General features: G+C 54.2%; 14 protein-coding genes. 6 read left to right on the top strand and 8 right to left on the bottom strand.

Annotation, left to right across the window (positions count from 1 at the left end; genetic code table 11):
• Positions 1-14 precede the first annotated feature (14 nt).
• Complete coding sequence (locus tag LOS79_RS27620; protein ID WP_315413940.1) at positions 15-821, bottom strand: LuxR C-terminal-related transcriptional regulator; 807 nt, start codon at positions 819-821, stop codon at positions 15-17.
• A gap of 170 nt (positions 822-991) precedes the next feature.
• On the opposite strand from LOS79_RS27620, the gene LOS79_RS27615 reads away from it, so the two are divergent.
• The 4 genes from LOS79_RS27615 to LOS79_RS27600 all read left to right on the top strand — a co-directional run bounded on the left by LOS79_RS27615 (position 992) and on the right by LOS79_RS27600 (position 4,240).
• Positions 992-1,342 carry a hypothetical protein gene (locus LOS79_RS27615; protein ID WP_315413937.1) on the top strand — a complete coding sequence of 117 codons (351 nt, stop codon included), beginning with the start codon at positions 992-994 and terminating at the stop codon, positions 1,340-1,342.
• A 239-nt stretch (positions 1,343-1,581) separates the two neighbouring features.
• Positions 1,582-2,598: an ABC transporter ATP-binding protein gene (locus LOS79_RS27610; protein ID WP_315413935.1), complete on the top strand. Its 1,017-nt coding sequence runs from the start codon at positions 1,582-1,584 to the stop codon at positions 2,596-2,598.
• A 15-nt stretch (positions 2,599-2,613) separates the two neighbouring features.
• Positions 2,614-3,423 (top strand): ABC transporter permease, encoded by an 810-nt coding sequence (locus tag LOS79_RS27605; protein WP_315413933.1) that lies wholly within the window; start codon positions 2,614-2,616, stop codon positions 3,421-3,423.
• A 19-nt stretch (positions 3,424-3,442) separates the two neighbouring features.
• Positions 3,443-4,240: an ABC transporter permease gene (locus LOS79_RS27600; RefSeq protein WP_315413931.1), complete on the top strand. Its 798-nt coding sequence runs from the start codon at positions 3,443-3,445 to the stop codon at positions 4,238-4,240.
• A 112-nt stretch (positions 4,241-4,352) separates the two neighbouring features.
• On the opposite strand, the gene LOS79_RS27595 is transcribed toward LOS79_RS27600, so the two are convergent.
• From LOS79_RS27595 to LOS79_RS27575, 5 genes are all read right to left on the bottom strand, one after another.
• Entirely contained in the window at positions 4,353-7,373 is a 3,021-nt protein-coding gene (locus tag LOS79_RS27595) for an efflux RND transporter permease subunit (RefSeq protein WP_315413929.1), read from the bottom strand.
• A 279-nt stretch (positions 7,374-7,652) separates the two neighbouring features.
• Positions 7,653-8,783: a cation:proton antiporter gene (locus LOS79_RS27590; RefSeq protein WP_315413927.1), complete on the bottom strand. Its 1,131-nt coding sequence runs from the start codon at positions 8,781-8,783 to the stop codon at positions 7,653-7,655.
• Between the two features lie 210 nt (positions 8,784-8,993).
• Entirely contained in the window at positions 8,994-10,154 is a 1,161-nt protein-coding gene (locus LOS79_RS27585) for an ABC transporter permease (protein WP_315413925.1), read from the bottom strand.
• Entirely contained in the window at positions 10,147-11,313 is a 1,167-nt protein-coding gene (locus LOS79_RS27580; RefSeq protein WP_315413923.1) for an ABC transporter permease, read from the bottom strand. The genes LOS79_RS27585 and LOS79_RS27580 overlap by 8 nt, the downstream gene beginning before the upstream one ends.
• A 16-nt stretch (positions 11,314-11,329) precedes the next feature.
• A complete protein-coding gene (locus LOS79_RS27575) occupies positions 11,330-12,265 on the bottom strand; it encodes an ABC transporter ATP-binding protein (RefSeq protein ID WP_315413922.1) in 936 nt (311 codons plus the stop codon).
• Between the two features lie 173 nt (positions 12,266-12,438).
• Here LOS79_RS27575 and LOS79_RS27570 point away from each other — a divergent pair, with 173 nt between their 5' ends.
• Both LOS79_RS27570 and LOS79_RS27565 read left to right on the top strand, forming a co-directional pair.
• Positions 12,439-13,602, top strand: a complete 1,164-nt coding sequence (locus LOS79_RS27570; protein ID WP_315413920.1) for a sensor histidine kinase — start codon at positions 12,439-12,441, stop codon at positions 13,600-13,602.
• 64 nt (positions 13,603-13,666) lie between these two features.
• Entirely contained in the window at positions 13,667-14,332 is a 666-nt protein-coding gene (locus LOS79_RS27565) for a response regulator transcription factor (protein ID WP_315413918.1), read from the top strand.
• A gap of 487 nt (positions 14,333-14,819) precedes the next feature.
• Here LOS79_RS27565 and LOS79_RS27560 read toward each other — a convergent pair whose 3' ends face one another.
• Entirely contained in the window at positions 14,820-16,148 is a 1,329-nt protein-coding gene (locus tag LOS79_RS27560) for a PDZ domain-containing protein (protein WP_397386815.1), read from the bottom strand.
• Between the two features lie 149 nt (positions 16,149-16,297).
• Entirely contained in the window at positions 16,298-17,764 is a 1,467-nt protein-coding gene (locus LOS79_RS27555; RefSeq protein WP_315413914.1) for a S41 family peptidase, read from the bottom strand.
• Positions 17,765-17,791: the final 27 nt, after the last annotated feature.

Genomic DNA, 17,791 nt, shown 5'->3' with positions numbered 1-17,791 from the left:
CAGAAAATACCTCGCTACGACGTAAGCCGCTTAACGAATTGCCAGCGGTCATTCACCCGCATTTTACTATAAATGCTCTTCAGCATATTGCGCACCGTGCCTTCACTGATGCCCAGTTCACTCCCGATATGCAGTGCGCTCTTCTCCAGCAGCCACAGCTGTGCCACTTCCTGCTCCCGTGCAGTCAGCTTGTATTCTTGCAGAGCTGCCTCCAGCCTGTACTGCTGCATTTCCGGGTTCTTGTCCATCCACTTCTCCATCACATTCTCTGCGATCTGCTGCACGAACGGAATAGCAAATTCAATCGGCTCTCCTCTATTAAAAGAAATATCGACATACCCGTAGACCGTATCATTGTCCTGCAGAGGTGCGCATACACAGTTCCAGTTCTTAAAGGTCATGTCCGAATGCTCTGTTCCCCGTACTACACCGATACAGTTCATTTCCATAGCGAGAGACACGGCATTCATTCCCGATTGCTGCCTGCAAAGACTGACTCCGGGCCGCAGCTCAGCCTGATCCATTTCCTCCCGGGTGCCTTGCGAAGAACACACCAGCTCCAGAATCGTCCCCGCCTTGTCCGTCAGGAATACGACATAAGGAATCGAGAGCAGCTGGCTTAATTTATTCATTTCACTGCGGATGGAAGAGATCATGGCTCTATGATAAATATGCTCTTTGGCTTGTTCAGCAGTTGTTCCCCCGGAGCTTCCGTTATGCAACTCTGCCTGTCCGGCGCCAAGCGGCCGGAAGGCTTCAAGCTCATGCGCCCCCAGATCTCCGGGCACAATCCACGCTCTGGCTGTTTCAAAGATTCTCACAATGATCCCCCTCCAAACTTACCCATTACAACCGATTTTAAAATAAAGTATTATAACATACAATCACGGAATAAAGAACATTCAGCAGTGGACCTGTAAATGAGCCGGCAGACGCTGTAAAATGTAGAAATCTTTAATTAGCTATTATTTTTGCACTAGGAGGTTCTGCATTGCTTCGCACCGGCTACCTATCCGCGGCACTCAATCTCGCCACCGCCCTGGTTTCATTTTTACGTTTTGGAAGTAATTATGCCCTGGTGACTATGGCCGTCTACACCCTCCTCATCTTTGCGGGCTTTCGGCTGCTGCAGAGCAAAAACACCCTCAGCCTGATTCCACTGCTCACACTCAGCTGTACCTTCCTCATATACAACGTGCTCTATGTTCTGCTCAAGCAGCTCCAATTAATAGATTTGTATACTGTGCATTGGAGACTAGAAGTCCAGCTCGCCCTGCCCCTGTTAGTAGGTTTACTCCTCAAAGCTGTCCTTCAGCGAAGCGGCAAATCCAGGTTAGTCTAGTTAACCGGGATGGCCGCTTTTTTACGATTCCGCCACCTGCCAAAATGATCCAAATAGTTGTATGTATTCGCTAAAATGTGCTAGTTTTTGACACTGCCGCAATGATATATTTATTCATACGTGTCTTACATAGATTGCGATTCAAAAAAAAGCATCGGCCGCAAAATTGGAACACGCTTTCAAAGCGATTGCTGTACAAGTTTTGTACAAACTCAATCCAAAAGTCAGGAGGGTTAACCTTGAGTATCATTGAAGCCAGAGGGCTGAGCAAGTCCTTTATGCAGCCGGTGAAGGAGCCGGGTCTCGCAGGTGCGGTTAAACATCTGTTTCTGCCCCGGCATGTCGAGAAGGTGGCGGTGAAGCCGCTGGACCTGAGTATTGAAGCAGGTGAGACTGTAGCTTATGTAGGCCCGAACGGCGCCGGCAAATCAACCACGATTAAGATGCTGACCGGAATTCTGATGCCGTCCTCCGGCACTATTTCTGTAAACGGTATCAATCCTTACAAAAAAAGAATGGACAATGCCGCCCAGATCGGCGCAGTGTTCGGCCAGCGTACCCAGCTGTGGTGGGATATCCCGATTATCGAGTCATTCTCGCTGCTTAAGGATATTTATCAGATTCCTGATAGCGTATACAAGACCAATATGGAGCTGTTTACGGAAATGCTGGGGATGAACGAGTTCATTCACTTGTCCGCACGCAAGCTCTCGCTGGGTCAGCGGATGCGCGCCGATCTGGCCGCAGCCCTGCTGCATAATCCGCCGATTCTGTACCTGGATGAACCGACGATTGGCCTTGACGTATCCGTGAAACAGAAGATCCGCGAATTCATCAAGCAGATCAATCAGGAACAGAAGACTACGGTAATGCTGACCACCCACGATCTCGGAGACATTGAAGACCTGTGCAAACGTCTGATTATCATCGACCACGGGGCGATTATTTATGACGGCAGTCTGAGCGAGGTCAAAGCCCGTTTTGCCAAAAGCCGCGTCATCTTCTTCCAGGTTAGCGCGCCTATGCCGGAGCTATACGCTGAGCTCGCGCAGACAGCGGGGTTGAAGCTTGCGCAGCAGAGCGGGCAGGAGTTCTCAATAACCTTTGACCGTTATGAATATACTGCCAGTGAAGTCGTCAGCCGGGTGATGAAGCATGGCGAGGTCGTAGATTTCCGGATGGAAGATACCAATATTGAGCAGGTCATCAAGGCCGTCTATGACGGCAATCTTGATCTGAGCAGAACCGGCGGCTAAGGGGGCTAATACATAATGATGACTGCTGTCCAGTTAAAAAAGTACAGAAGTATCGCCAACCGCTCCCTGCAGAAGGTGCTGGCTTACCGGATTACCTATCTCATCAGCTTCTTGACGAATTCCATCAATCTGCTGGCCATTTATTTCCTCTGGCAGGGAATCTACAGCGGGCGTGAGGTAGTGGGCGGCTACTCCTGGGACCAGATGAAGACCTATCTGCTCGTCACCTTCCTGGCTAATTCCGTGCTGTCCTGGTATTCCGAAACGGCCATCTCCGGTAAAATCCTTGACGGCAGCGTCTCAGTAGACCTGCTGAAGCCGCTCGATTTCCAGACCGCAAGATTCGCGGAAACCCTGGGTGCAAGCCTGCTGGAAGGGATGATGAGCCTTATTCTGCTGGTCTTATTCGCTACCTTCCTGACGGGGGTAACCTTCCCGCATTCGCTGCCTGTCTACCTGCTGTTCGCCGTCAGTCTGCTAGGTGCAGTGGTCGTCAAATTCGGCATCGTCTATCTGGCGGCGCTGCTATGCTTCTGGTCCACCGGCTCACTTGGCATCGTCTGGACACGAATTGCGCTGACCAATCTTTTATCAGGTGCCTTGGTTCCGCTCGCCTTCTTTCCCGACTGGCTGGAAAAGCTTGCTCTGCTGCTGCCTTTCCAGGCAATCGTTCATACTCCGACAATGATTTTCCTGCAGCAGGCAGATACCGGGGAGAGCCTGCGGCTGATCGGGATCCAGCTCTTCTGGGGGGCAGCACTCTGGATTGCCGGCAAGGCAATGTGGAACTGGGCGGTACGCCAGGTGACAATCCATGGAGGCTAGAACAGGAGGTGCACATAGAATGAAACTGCCGCAAATGCTGTATCTCTACAAACGGTTGTACGTGCAGCAGCTCAAGGCTATTCTCGAATATAATAAGGATTTCTATATATTGATGTGTTCCGCTGCCTTAACTCAGGTGCTGGGGTTTGTTTTCTTATGGGTCATCTATGACCGGATTCCGGATATTAACGGCTGGCAGTTCTGGGAGGTTACCTTTATGTACGCCATGATCTTCCTGACGGAGGGAATCGGCTCCCTGTTCTTTGAAGGAACGTGGCGGATGGGCCGGCTCGTCAACATGGGTGAGCTGGACCGTTATCTGCTGCGGCCTGTCCCCGTTGTATTGCAGGTATTTTGTACAGGAATCGGAATCAACGGGCTCGGTAATCTGCTGATTGGCGGAGTGATCATCTGGCAGTCGCTGATGCACAGCCCGATTCACTGGACGGCAGGCAAAGCCCTCATGCTCATCCTGCTTTTCCTCTCTGCCGTGGTCATTCGTGTATCGATTAACCTTGCGGGCAATTCGTCAGCGTTCTGGATCCACAATGCAGGCAATGTGTTTCCGCTGATGGTCCATAACCTGTCTGATCTGGCCAAATATCCGATAAGCCTGTTTCCGCAGGCCATCCGCATCTTTATTTCCACTGTACTGCCTTACGCGTTCATTAGCTTTTATCCGGCAACTTATATTTTCGGCAAAAGCGGCTGGTCCGGCTGGTGGCTGTTCGCCCCGGTTGCGGCAATCGGAAGTGCTGCGGCGGCCTATGGCATCTTCCGGTACGGGCTGTCCAAGTATGAGAGTACGGGGAACTAAACCGAAAGAGCAGTGCGGACATTTCCGCACTGCTCTCATTGCGTTTAGACAGGATAGGCCGCCATTGCGGTGAGTTTTGGACTTCCGGTAACAAAGGCACTCGCTAACGCTCCTACAGTTCCAAAATCCCTTCCGCCGCTCCGGCTGCAGCAGCCTGCTTGCGCTCTTTAGCCGATTTGCGGAAGTAGAGCAGCTCATAGATGGCCGGAACAACCAGCAGGGTCAGCAGCGTAGCAGCGGTCAGACCGCCGATTACAACAATAGCTAAGCTTTGCGAGACAATACTGCCCTGCTCAGCTTGCCCGAACAGCAGCGGCAGCATCGCACAGACGGTAGCGATAGCCGTCATCAGAATCGGCCGCATCCGTGTGCCGGCCGCCTCAAGGATCGCCTCGCGGACCGTCATATGCTCTTCATTGTGCTTGATGCGGTCAATCAGCACGATGGCATTAGTGACTACGATTCCGATAAGCATCAGCGCACCGAACAAGGCGGTAAAGTCAGGAGTTACTCCTGAGATTAGCAGCGCGACAATGGCTCCGATGGCTGCAAGCGGCAGCGAGAACATAATCGCCAGCGGCGCACGCAGTGTTTTGAAGGTCAGGACCATGATCAGGTATACGAGTCCAATCGAAATTAAAGCAGTCATCCCCAGGTCACTGAAATCACCCGCCTGATCTGCTGAGGCGCCACCCGCGAACAGCGTCACACCCTCAGGCAATGTAATGCTGTCTGTCTCTGTCTTGATATCTGCACCGATCTCCGAGACCCGCTTCGGATCTACCTCAGCTGTAATTCTCACATAAGGTTTGCCTTCCTTGTGATATAGCATCGCGGGCTGGTCACTTACTGTAAGCTCTGCCACCTCTGACAGCGGCTGCGGACCGGCGGACGTCATAATGGTAATCTTCCGGAGATCCTCCGTGGATGCCGGCTGGACCAGCGGCTCCAGTACCACCGCTGCCGGAGCGCCGTCCAGCTCCATCTGACCCAGCGGTACCGGATTCAGCATAGCGCCAAGCTGCATGGAGATTTCCTGGGCATTGGCCAAAGCCGGATCTACTGCGAACGCGAAGACTGGCTTCGTATCCTCCATATTGCTGGAGACCTTCTCCACACCTGTAATCCCCTTGATTTTAGCAGAGACCTCTTGGGCTACCGCACTGATGGCCGGCAGATCATCCCCTACAATATCAACGTATTCATTGGTTGAACTGGAACCCATCATACTGGACACATTCACCGACAGGGTGGCTCCGTCGTAGGCTGACTGCAGACTGCGGACATGATCCATGAATGCCTGAGCGTCCGCATCCTCCTTCATCATAATCGTATAATCCACTTCGGTCAGGGAGGCTACATTGCCCCATTTGGCCGAGTCCGCACTGTTACCGGATTGCATGATCACAATCTCCGCCTGCGGCTGCTTAATCAGTTCGGCTTCCAGCCGCTTGCCTGCTTCCAGCACTTCCTTGACCGGAACATTGTTCGGATAGACCAGCTGGGCGGTTACCATACTGGCGTCTGTAGCATCCAGTGCACCTTTGGGCATGGCTACATAAGCACCGATGGAACCGGCAAGCAGAAGCAGCCCGAGAGTCAGCGTAATCCACTTGCGGTGCAGATTCCATTCCAGGAAGCGGCTGAACTTGCGGGAAGGCTCATGCTCCTTCAGTGCAGAGCCCTTCAGCAGCCATGAGCTAAGCAGCGGAACCACCGTTAACGCAACTACAAGCGAGGTCAATAATGAATACGTAACCGTCAGGGCAAAAGGCAGCAGGAAGGCCTGCAGTCCGCCGCGCAGCAGCCCCATCGGCAGAAATACTGCTACCGTTGCAATCGTTGAGGTAGTGATCGCCCGGGCCACCTCCCCGGTTGCACTGATGATCATCCCGCGGGACAAGCTCTCCCGCTGCATCCGCCGGTAAATATTCTCAATAACTACGATACTGTCATCGACCAGCCGCCCGACGGCCACGGCAACGCCGCCCAGTGTAACTATATTCAGCGTAATCCCGGAGACCTTAAGCAGGTACAGGGTAACCGCCAGGGACAAAGGAATGGATACGGCCGTAATCAGAGTAGCCCGGATATTCCGCAGGAAGACGAGGATCACAATGGTGGCAAACAGGGCACCGAGCAGCACCTCACGTAGCATACTGTCTACCGAGGTCACAACCATATCGGACGTACTGAAGATCATCGAGACCTCAGCATTGCTGATACTCGCGCTAAGCTCCTTTGCTGTACTGCGCACCTGATCGCCCACATCTACCGCGTTGGCACTGGCTTCCTTGGTCACAATCAGGAACAGCACATCTTTGCCGTTCGAGCGGCTGACGCTCTCCTGATCAAGCTTCGGCTCAACTGCAGCAATATCTCCTAATACCGCTCCTGCTGCAACAGGCAGCTTTTTCAGCATATCAATGCTCTCAATCGACGAGACCACATTCACATTGCCCGTCTGGCCGCCAATCGTCTGCTCGCCGAGGGAAGCCGATACATTCCGCCCTTGAAGCAAGCCCAGCACCTGGGCAGTGTTAACTCCCTTGGCAGCCATCACTGCCGGATCAAGCTTTACCCGGACCTGCGGGGAGGTTTTACCGTAGAGGGCTACGCTGGCTACACCGTCAATCTTCTGCATCTCAGGCAGAATCTTGTTCTCGGCCAGCTCCAGGTTCTCCTTCGTAAGCCCTTCATCGAACGCGACCGTTACCTGGGCCACAGGAATCATGGAGGTATTAAGCTGGATGACGAACGGGTCCATTACACCTTGCGGAAGCTGCAGGGCACCAACTGCCTTCTCAACCTCCTGCGCCGCTTCTTTCATATCCGTCTTGCCGTCAAAATAAATATCCACCTTGGCATAGCTGTCAGCCGAAGTAGACATCTGTTCCGTTAATCCCTTCACTGATGAGGTTGCTGCTTCAATCGGCTTGGTCACCCCGGTCTCCATGGAATGGGCGTCCTGCCCCGGACCCAGAACAACAACGGTCACCTGCGGATTGTCGGCCTCCGGCATGAATTCCATGGGCAGCGAAGTATAGCTCAATATTCCGACCACAAGTGCCATCACGACCAGCAGCCCTACTGCCCCCTTATTACCAAACGACCATTTCGTAAACCATGTCATTTTCCTTGTACCCCTTCCACCCCATAATGTACCCAAGCTGTATGTCTTTTCAGTTATGTATGTTACTTGCCGGTTTCTTGCTTAAGTGTAGAAGCTTTAGACTAACAGCAAAACCGTCCGGCGAAGGGTTTCGCCCTCCGTCTCAAGGCGGGTCATTCCTCCTGCCAGAGGTACACTGCCGCAAGCACAAGGGGGCAGTAACGCCAATTAAAAAAAGACTGCCTCTTCGAGGACAGCCTTAGATTGGAACGATTAACGAACGAATTCTGCAATAACCCCTCAGCGGAACAGACCCTTAAGCAGCGGAGGTGTGGCAAGTGTAGTTATAATTACGGCAATAATGACACCGGTAAAATACTCCGGGAGCAGCAGTCCGCTCGAAAGGCCTGTAGCGGCGATAATCAGGGCAACCTCCCCCCTGGAGATCATGCCTGCCCCGATGACCAGCGATGAGCGGTTGTTGAATCCTGTCAGCCGGGCACCGGTTCCGCCGCCCAGCCACTTAGCCAGTATAGCCACCAGCGACACGGCGGCCACGAAGCCGATATGGCTGCCAAGCCCCTTGAAGCTGACACTGAGACCGATGCTGACGAAAAAGACCGGCACAAACAGCGAATAGGCGATCGGCTCTACTTTGGACTCCACTTCATGCTTGAAGGGGGTCCGGGCAATGGCTATCCCGGCAGCGAAGGCGCCGATAATTCCGGCCATTCCCATCAGCTCAGCGAAATAAGCATAGGCGAACAGAATAACCAGCGCTGCTGAAATCACTGCTTCAGTGACCCGCAGCGGGACGAGCCAGCGCATCACCCGGGGGACAACCAGCCAGGCGGCGAGGACAGCAACGGCGAAGAACAGCAGTTTTTTGCCAATCAAAAGGCTTATAGAAACCTCAGCACCGGTACCGAAAAAGCTCATCAGCACCGCCAGCAGCACCACGACCAGAATATCATCAACTACCGCCGCCCCGAGAATCGTAGAACCCTCCGGCGAATTCAGCCGGTTCATCTCCTTCAGCACCTGAACCGAAATACTAACCGAGGTTGCACTCAGAATCACCCCGAGGAACAGCGCGTTATGATAGGCGAAGCCGAACCATTCCCCCACCGCGAAACCGCCTGCAAAGGGCAGCAGAATGCCGCCAATAGCAACTGCGAAGGCCGATTTCCAGTTCTGGCGCAGCTGGGCAAGGTCTGTCTCCAGGCCGGCGATGAACATCAGCAGCAGCACGCCAATCTCTGACATGTAATGAATAAAATCGCCCTCCTGCACCCAGCCCAGCACTGCCGGGCCAAGCAGGATGCCGGTAATCAGCTTACCCAGCACCGCCGGCTGTCCCAGCCGCACGGATAAATCCCCGGCCAGCTTGGTGAACAGCAGAATCAGCAGTAAATACAGAATGAATTCCATTCCTCTTCCACTCCTTTTCTCTATAAAAGACCATAAAAAGACAAAGAGAAGCCCTTGGTGACAGGCTCCTCCTAAAAACACATTCCTATTCAGCTGGCTTCAAACCATTATCTCCAGTATATCTTTAAATAAAAGGGCTGTAAACCTGAATGCTTCAGTTAAGCCTGTTTGCGTAACCAGAGACAGCAGTCCTTCAGGCGGCACAGCGGCTTAAGAGCTAATCCCCGCTTCACTGGGGCGGAGAATTGCGGAGCCAATCACCAGCAGCACGGCAGCCATCAGACCGAGGATGGCAAAAGGCAGCCACAACTCATTCCAGCCCCCGCCGGTTGCCGCAATATCCACCGCTTGAATCGCCCATTTCTGCGGTGTGAAGTTAGCCAGCTTCTGCATATAATCCGGCATGATCGAGATCGGCCAGAAGCAGCCGCCCAGCATGCAGGTCGGTGTAAGTATCAGTGAATTCAGCATACCGGCGTTGCGCGGATTGCGGATCAGGCCTGCTACGGTGCTGGCGATGCCCATGGAGACCAGCATGAATGCGGCCAAAACCAGGAAGTAGAGCACCATCGGCATTCCATAATCGTAACGGAGCACCCACTTCCCCAGCGTCAGCACCACAATAATCTGAATGATCCCTACAAGAAAGCTGCCGAGGAAGTTGCCGAGGGCAATTTCGTAAGAAGTGACCGGAGCGCTGAACATCCGCATCATCGTCCGCCCCCTGCGGTCATCCATAATCAGCGATACCGAGCTGGTAACGAGCGCCATCAGAAACATGAGCGTCAGACCGGTAATGACTCCCAGTGTCTCCCGCGGGTATAGATCATAGTCTGTACGTGTGCTCCCCACGTTATGCTGCTCTGCCTGCTCCAGTACGGCAGCGAACTGCGCCTGCTGATCTGCGGCACCGCTGCTGAATACAGCAACGGTATTTGCAGCTGAGGTCATGTTTCCGGCGACTGCATTGATCTTCATCTTGAGGACAATCGAGCTTTCGCTTACCCGCAGCTCATAGATCTTAAGTTGCGGCTGCCGCCCGGCAAGCAGTGCGGCTGAATAACCGGCCGGAATCCATACCCCCGCTGCCCCCTCCTGCCCGATGACCGCTTCCTTTAATGACGCTTCATCAGTGCTCGGCTCAAACTTGTAATCTCCGGTCTTCTCCAGTTCGGCAAGCAGATGCTTGCCGGCAGCACCTGTATCCGCATTGGCGTACAGGACTGTCGCCGGCCCCTCCGCCACGCCCCCGGTGAGTGAGATAATTGCCGCAACCACAACACTGGGCAGCAGGATAAATATCATGACCCCTTTAACGCTGCCGATGCTGCGTCTGATCATATTCCAGGCGATGGTTATTATTTTATTCATGGTAGCACACCTTCCGGTAAGAGACGATTACTGCAGCGAACAGAACCACACATATGAGGCACATCACCCATAGATTCGGCAGAATCTGCGGCAGGCTGGAATGCAGCATCATACGGATCATTGCCTGCAGCACCCAGTGGTTGAGTGTGAACGCGCCTACACTGTTTACCCACGACTCAGGGAGCGGCGCCATTCCGCCGCTGGCAAAAGTCATCACTACTGTCAGTACATTAATAACATTCGTTGCGCTTGAAGCTGTTTTGCTGAACAGGCAGATTACTATGGAGAAAGTCATGGACGCGATGATCATCAGCAGGCAGAACAATACCAGCAGTCCCGGACGGTTCCCCCAGTAGACACCGAACAGCCAGTCTGACAGCAGTACAATCGCCAGGCACTGCACGATGCTGACAAGGCCTACCCCCAGCATTTTACCGATGAACAGCTGTGAGCCCTTCACCGGCATCGATTGAATCCGGAAGAGCGTGTGGTTCTCTTTATCATTGAAAAGGGAGCCGGCTACCGTCAGTCCGCTGTACAGCAGGAACATCAGCAGCATAGAAGCCGCATAGAACTGGGAAGCCGTATAGCTCCTGCCGCCATTATTCAGATCTCCCAGCACCACCGCCGGAGTCTCCGGGGAAGCCGGGGAAGCATTAAGAGCTTCCGGTCCGAGCTTAACAACTGCAGCCTGTTTATAATTCAGCGTACTCAAAAAATTGTCAAAAGCCGTTCCCGCGACCAGATTATCGGTATGATTCTTGCCAAGAATGAATTCCAGCTGAGCAGGCTCTCCGCGTTGCACCCCTGAGTCGAAACCGGAGGGAACAATAACAGCGTAGGCATATTTTCCTGTGCGGAGCCCGCTTTCGGCCGCTGCCCGGCTCTCAGCCTTTTCGGCGATAATAATATCTTTAACCTCCGGAGTCTCCAGAAAAGCCGTAATCATAGCAGACGGCTCTGCTCCTCCATCCCCGGCATTCACCACAGCTACACGTACCGGTTCTATCTGATCTGCTTCCTTAACCCCTACCACTCCCGAGAGCGAAGCGCCCAGCAGAAAGATCAGCACCAGCGGCAGCAGAAACATGTTAAGCACCAAAGTCCGCGAGCGGAACAATCTGCGCAGTTCATGAATCATAATGGTCCAAGTGTTCATATGATAATCTCCTCCTCTAATCCCGCAGTGTCCGTCCGGTCAGGCTGAGGAATAAGGTCTCCAGATCCGGCTCTTCTATGTTAAGTGAAGCAATCACCCCTTCATGCTTGGCGAAGATAAACAGGATATCCTGCAGCTCGCTTTGCGAGGAGGGCAGGTACAGCTCCACTGCATCCCCCATCACCTCTACGCGGCTGATCCGCGGATGGCGGCTAAGCTCACTGATCAGGGCAGGAGTGATATTCGCTGCTCTGACCACTATTTTCTCCTCATGGGCAACCCGCTCGCGCAGCTCGCTTTCCGTGCCGCAGGCAATAATATGGCCTTTGTCCATAATGGCTACCCGGTCACAGACTGCTGCTACCTCCTCCATATAGTGGCTGGTATAGATGACAGTCGAACCCAGCTTATTCAGTGTTTTGACCGATTCGAGAATATGATTGCGGGACTGGGGATCAATGCCGACCGTCGGCTCATCCATAATAATCAGACGCGGCCGGTGCATGATGGCACAGGCGATATTGAGGCGCCGTTTCATCCCGCCCGAGAAGGTGGACGGCTTATCCTTGGCCCGGTCGCTAAGACCTGTGAACGCAAGCGCCTCCTCGGTCCGTTCCTTCAGCAGCTTGCCGCGCAGGCCATACAGCTTGCCGAAGAAGCTTACATTATCTGCCGCCGGCAAATTTTCGTATAACGCCAGCTCCTGGGGAACAAGCCCGATGCGCTTCTTAACCTCAAGGGGTCTTTCCTTTACGGACAGGCCGTCAATGATGATCTCGCCGCTGTCAGCCTTAAGCAGGCCGCAAATCATACTGATCGTTGTACTTTTTCCGGCACCGTTTGGGCCGAGCAGACCGAAGATCTCCCCTTCCTGTATGCTGAAATTCACATGATCCACAATCAGTTTGTTGTCATACCGTTTCACTAAGTCGGTTAACACCGCAAGCGCCATTTCTATTCACTCCTGTTCGGTTAGCTCTCATAGGAATATTGTAACGCAGCCGCCGCGCAGCCGAAGGTACAGAAGGTCATATTCCGGAGGTGACTAAAGTCATCTCCTGACGGGTGGTCCTCTTATGCTAAGATGGATAGAGCAACTGAATGCAGACGGAAGGATGACTTCATTTGACAAGGGAACTGAATCTGCTGCGGTATGTCCTTATTATCATTCCTGCGGTTATTGCCATCTACGTCTATGAATATGCCGATTATGATATGTTCACACTCTACTTCCTGCTGCTCCTGCTGCTTGCTACCCTTGGTTCCAAGATACCTCCCAGGTTTGCTATTGTTCCTGGAGCCTTGGAACTGCTGTACACGGTTTGGCTGTGCCAGCAGTATGGTGCTTTGATGATGTTTCCGGCCATTTCGGCAATGCTCTGCTACTCCCGGCTTCAGCAGAAGCATACGGCTGCCGCCTTGTTCAGTCTTCACCTGGTTGTGCTGAATATTGCCCTCAGCGGTTCATCTGCAGCCACGATAGCAATAAGCAATCTTACCTTCCTGCTGTCCGCCGCACTCATCGTCCAACTGCTCCGAGCCGGCCGCGGCCGCACAGATACACTGTTCCTCTACGATGAGCTGCGCAGAAAGCATTTCGAGCTGGAAGAAGCCCGCGCCCGCCTGCTTCAGTTCACTGCCCAGGTCGAATCCGCCGCACAGGCAGAGGAACGGGTGCGGATTGCCCGCCAGCTGCATGATGATATCGGCCACCGGCTGATCCGTGTGAAGATGATGACGGAAGCGGTCATCCATACCTTGCCGGCTGCTCCCGAAGCGGGCATGGGTATGCTGGAGCAGATCCGCGATCAGCTCGCCGGCAGCATGGATGATATGCGGGCCGCACTGAAGCGGATTCATTATGCCCCGCAGCTCGAAGGCGCCTATGCGCTCGACCGGCTGCTGGAGGAGGTGGGCCGGGATACCGGTATTGCCACCAATTATAAGGTTCAGGGGATTCCCTTCCCTCTATATCCGAGCATTCAAATCGTGCTCTACAATAATGCCCGGGAAGCTATAACCAATGCACTCCGGCATGGCAAAGCCGATTCGGTCTGGATTTCCTTATCCTACCTGGAGTATGAAGTCAGAATGGAGGCCGGAAATAACGGCAGGCTGCCCGGCGAAGAATCGCTCCTGCGGCTGGAGAACGGCGGAGGGATGGGACTGAAGGGTATGGGTGAGCGCACCGCTTTGCTTGGCGGGACGCTTGAGCTGAATCCGGAGCCGCAATTCACGGTCATCACCCGGCTGCCTGTCTACAGGCAGCGGGAGAGTTTAGAAGTATAGCGAACCCTGAGGTAGATGAAGATGTGTGGAGCCCAACCGGGAGAGTAAAGGAGCAGGATGTAGAATGATAAAAGTTATGATCGTAGATGATGACTCCTTCATCCGTGAGAGCCTGAAGGTACTGATCGGGCTGGACGCGGAGATTGAGGTTACTGGGGCGGCAGGAGATGGCCGCGAAGCACTTACGCTGCTAAAATCACTGGGCGGCGGAGCAGACGTGGTGCTGATGGACATCCGTATGCCCGGCTGTGATGGTGTAGAAGGCACACGCTTAATCAAGGAGGCTTATCCGCATATATCGGTTCTGATGCTGACCACCTTCGACGATGATGAATACATAATTGAAGCGCTGCGGGGCGGGGCCAGCGGTTATCTGCTGAAGAATATCCCGCCGGACCGGATTATTCAGGGCATCAAAACCGTGTACGAGGGCAATATGCTCATCCATCCCGATATCGCCCGCAAGCTGGCCGGCCTCCTCCAGCCCTCCCACCGGATGGAGCAGACTCCTACTGCCCAATTATTGGAAGACTTTGGGCTGACTAAGGCAGAGCTGGCCATAGTGTCCTCTATTGCAGAGGGGCTTACCAACAAGGAAATCGCCGGCAAGCTGTTCTTAAGCGAAGGCACAGTCAAAAATTATATCACCGATATCCTCAGCAAGCTCGGCCTGCGCGACCGCACGCAGATTGCCATCCTCTACTTGAAGAGTCAACAGGGGATGAGGTAGGCGGGTAGGGGGTTCTGGCAGATGATTGGGTGCGAGGGGCGAAAGTGGGATGAGGGGGGTGGTTTATGCGCGGGGTGGGGGCACGCATTGTGTTCGGTTTTTCGCATACATTTGGTTCATTGGCCCTCACAGTAGCACATTGCGATTGTGTTCGGTTTTTCGCATACATTTGGCCCGTTGGCCCTCACAGTAGCACATTGTGTTCGGTTTTCCATATACATTTGGCCCGTTGGCCCTCACAGTAGCACATTGTGTTCGGTTTTCCGTATACATTTGGTCCGAGCACCCTCACAGCAGCATATTGTATTCGGTTTTTCGTATACACAGTGCGACTCCCTAGACAAACCTCTAAACAAAATAATAAAAGGCCTGCTTCCCTAAAATACAAGTTAGGGAGAGCAGGCCGTTGCTTTCTACACTATTGCTTCTACACTATTGCTTCCATGCTTTTTCCGTTAAGAAGTTCATACTTTATGGAGCTCTTCTGTCAGCTCCCGGCCGATTCCTGCTTGGACTCTGCAGGTGCAGGCAAGGCCTTCTTCGCCCGGCCCAGCCGCTCAGGCGGCAGCCCGCGCTCCCGGGTGCCTGTCTGCATCCCGATGATGCTGAAGATGCTGGACGGCTTGGCCGCAGCAGTGACCCGCTCATCGGGGTCCGGCACCAGAATGATGCCGAGCTGGTAGTGGTCGCCGGCGTAGATCGGACGCTGCAGGTACTTGCTCTCGCCTTCGCGGTTCTGCACCTCCAGCTTGCAGAACGCCGGGTTCATGCGCAGCGCCTCATGCAGCTGCGCCGCGCTGGTCAACAGGACCCCGTTGACCTTCAGCAGGATCTCGCCGGGCAGGATGCCCAGCTCCTGCGCGGGGCTGCCCTGCAGCACGGCCAGCACCTTGCGGCCGGCCGGGGGATGCACGAAGATGGGGCTAAGGCTGCGCTCCTCCAGAGCGCTGTACCAGCTAAGCCCTTCGTGCAGCAGAACAGCGGTGAGCGCCGCGACCACAGTCAGCGGGCTCCAGCGGTCCGCAAGCAGGCTTAGCCCGAGCAGGACGGCGCTATAGATCAGCAGCCGTCCGAACGTGCGGGCCGCCTTGCGTCCGGGCAGCATGCCCTGGGTCATCTCGCTGAAGCCGATGATGACCGGCAGGGACACCAGCCCTAAGGCTCCGCCGAGCAGCGGATGCCAGGGCAGCTCACTGATTCCCGCTCCGGGGGGAATCAGCACGAACAGCGGCAGCGGCCAGAAGGCCTGCAGCTGATAGCCGCCAACCACCTTGCCGCGCTTGCCGGCCAGGAACAGCGGCGTCGCAAGCCCCGCCCCCTGCCAGCGCGCCAGCAGCGCTTCGGCCACATGCAGCAGCGCCGCAAGCGCCAGCAGTGCCGGAATGTCCAGCCCGCGGAGCGCCCCGGCAATCTCACCTGCTGCTCCGCTCTGCAGAGTATCCGGGAAGAACGAGAGTACGAATTGAATAATTCCGAGCAAGCCGATGGAATAGGCAAAGCATAAATAACGCACACGAAACAGCATCAATACCAGACTGACAACCCAGATGCAGGCTACTGCAGGGTAAGACAGAGAAATCCCCAGCGCCACAGCGGCGAGGGAGACTACGAGTCCCATCAGGGCGCCTGTCCATACAGTCCGCCACGTTTCCCGGCCCCAGCTGTGCAGCTTTACATGAATGAGCTTCCGTTCCAGCGCTACCTGTCTGCGGTAATACAAGGCAATAAATATAAGTGCAATATAATAATAGGGCTGAGTCAGCAGATGGACAACTGCTGTGCCCCAACTGGTAAGCAGTTCCGGCAATACTTCCAAACCGTTCGTCACACTCCTTTTCATCCAGGTGATCAAACAACCCTGCAAAGTGGGGATTTCACATAGACGCTGAATTAAGTACTTAGCGGGACTCCAAATATATATACCTTGTCATAAGATAGAAAAAAAGAAGGCTGGAATCAGCCTTCTTACTTGTTCGACGCTGCAGCCTTAATTTCCTTCCGGACTTCTTCGATTCCCTTATTGCGCTGGTTGTCATGGGCCGGATCCTGAATCACCTTGATCAGTGCCAGCTCCAGCGCTTCAGCAGTCTTGGCGTCAATGGCGCCGGTTGCCTGCAGCTTGGAGGCGCTTTGGAATTTCTTGACCGCTTCCTTCGTTGCGGCATCGAAATACCCGTCCTTGCGGCCCGGCTTGTAGCCCAGACCCTCCAGCATCGTCTGCGCACTCTTCACATCCGAGCTGTTCATGTTGTACTGCAGCGTTACGCTTTTATTAATCGGTGCCACCGAGAAGTAATCCGGCTGGGCTACCGCAATATCCGGCTTAATGCCCTTGCCGTGAATCCAGGTGCCGTCCGGTGTCAGCCATTTCGCAATCGTTATCTTCAGCAGGCTTCCGTCACCGAGCTGCTTTTCGAAGCTGGTCTGCACGGTACCTTTACCGAATGAATTCTCACCGATCAGCTTGGCTCCGGCAGATTGCTGCAGGGCGCCGGCCAGAATTTCCGAGGCACTCGCGCTGCCCTTGTTCATCAGAACAACTACCGGATACTTTTTGCTCGATCCGTTAGAGGTGCTGACCTCACGCTTTTTGTTCTTGTCTTCCACCTGCACGATAGCCTTGCCGGCTGGTACGAACTGCTCAGCCATCTCAATGACAATCGGCAGCACGCCGCCCGGGTCGTTGCGGACATCAAGCACAAGCCCCTTCATACCCTGTGCTTCCAGCTTAGTCAGCTCTTCCTTGAACCGGTCCGCTGTATTCTGCGAGAATTGTGTAACCTCAATCACGCCGATGCTGTCCTTCTCCATCGTAGCGTAGACCGTCTCCAGTCTCACATCATCACGGGTGATGGCAAATTCAAGCGGCTCCGCTGTGCCGGTACGCTGAATCTTCAGCTTGGCCTCGCTTCCCTTAGGGCCGCGGATTTTGGCCACCGCATCATTCAGATCCAGCCCTTCCAGCGATTCACCGTTCACGGAGAGAATAATATCCTTGGCCTGAATGCCGGCCTTCTCAGCCGGGGAGCCTTTGATCGGAGATACTACAACTACCTTACCGTTGTCCGAGGAGACCTCAGCACCAATTCCTGAGAAGGAGCCCTCAATACTCTCTTCAAACCGCTCTGCAGTTTCCTTGCCCATATAGTTGGAATAAGGATCGCCCAGTGCTTCCATCATACCGTTAACAGCCCCGTCAATCAGCTTCTCCCGGTCTACCGTCTCGTAATAATTGCTCTCAATCAGGCTGAGTGCAGTCCCGAGCTTCTTGGATTCCTTATCTTGCAGTCCGGTCGGCTGCAGAGCTGCTACCAGCCCTTCACCTGCAGCTTGTCCGGATACATGCGTATAGCCGGTTACGCCGAGGGTCAGCAGGCTGCCGCATAGCAGCGCGGCGACGATCATAAACGCCGCAGTACTCTTCTTTAACATGATGTTCCCACCGTCCCTTCTTGTCCA

It is taken from the genome of Paenibacillus sp. MMS20-IR301 (assembly GCF_032302195.1).
Taxonomy (GTDB): Bacteria; Bacillota; Bacilli; order Paenibacillales; family Paenibacillaceae; genus Paenibacillus_AQ.
This window is presented reverse-complemented; position numbering and strand designations above follow the sequence as displayed.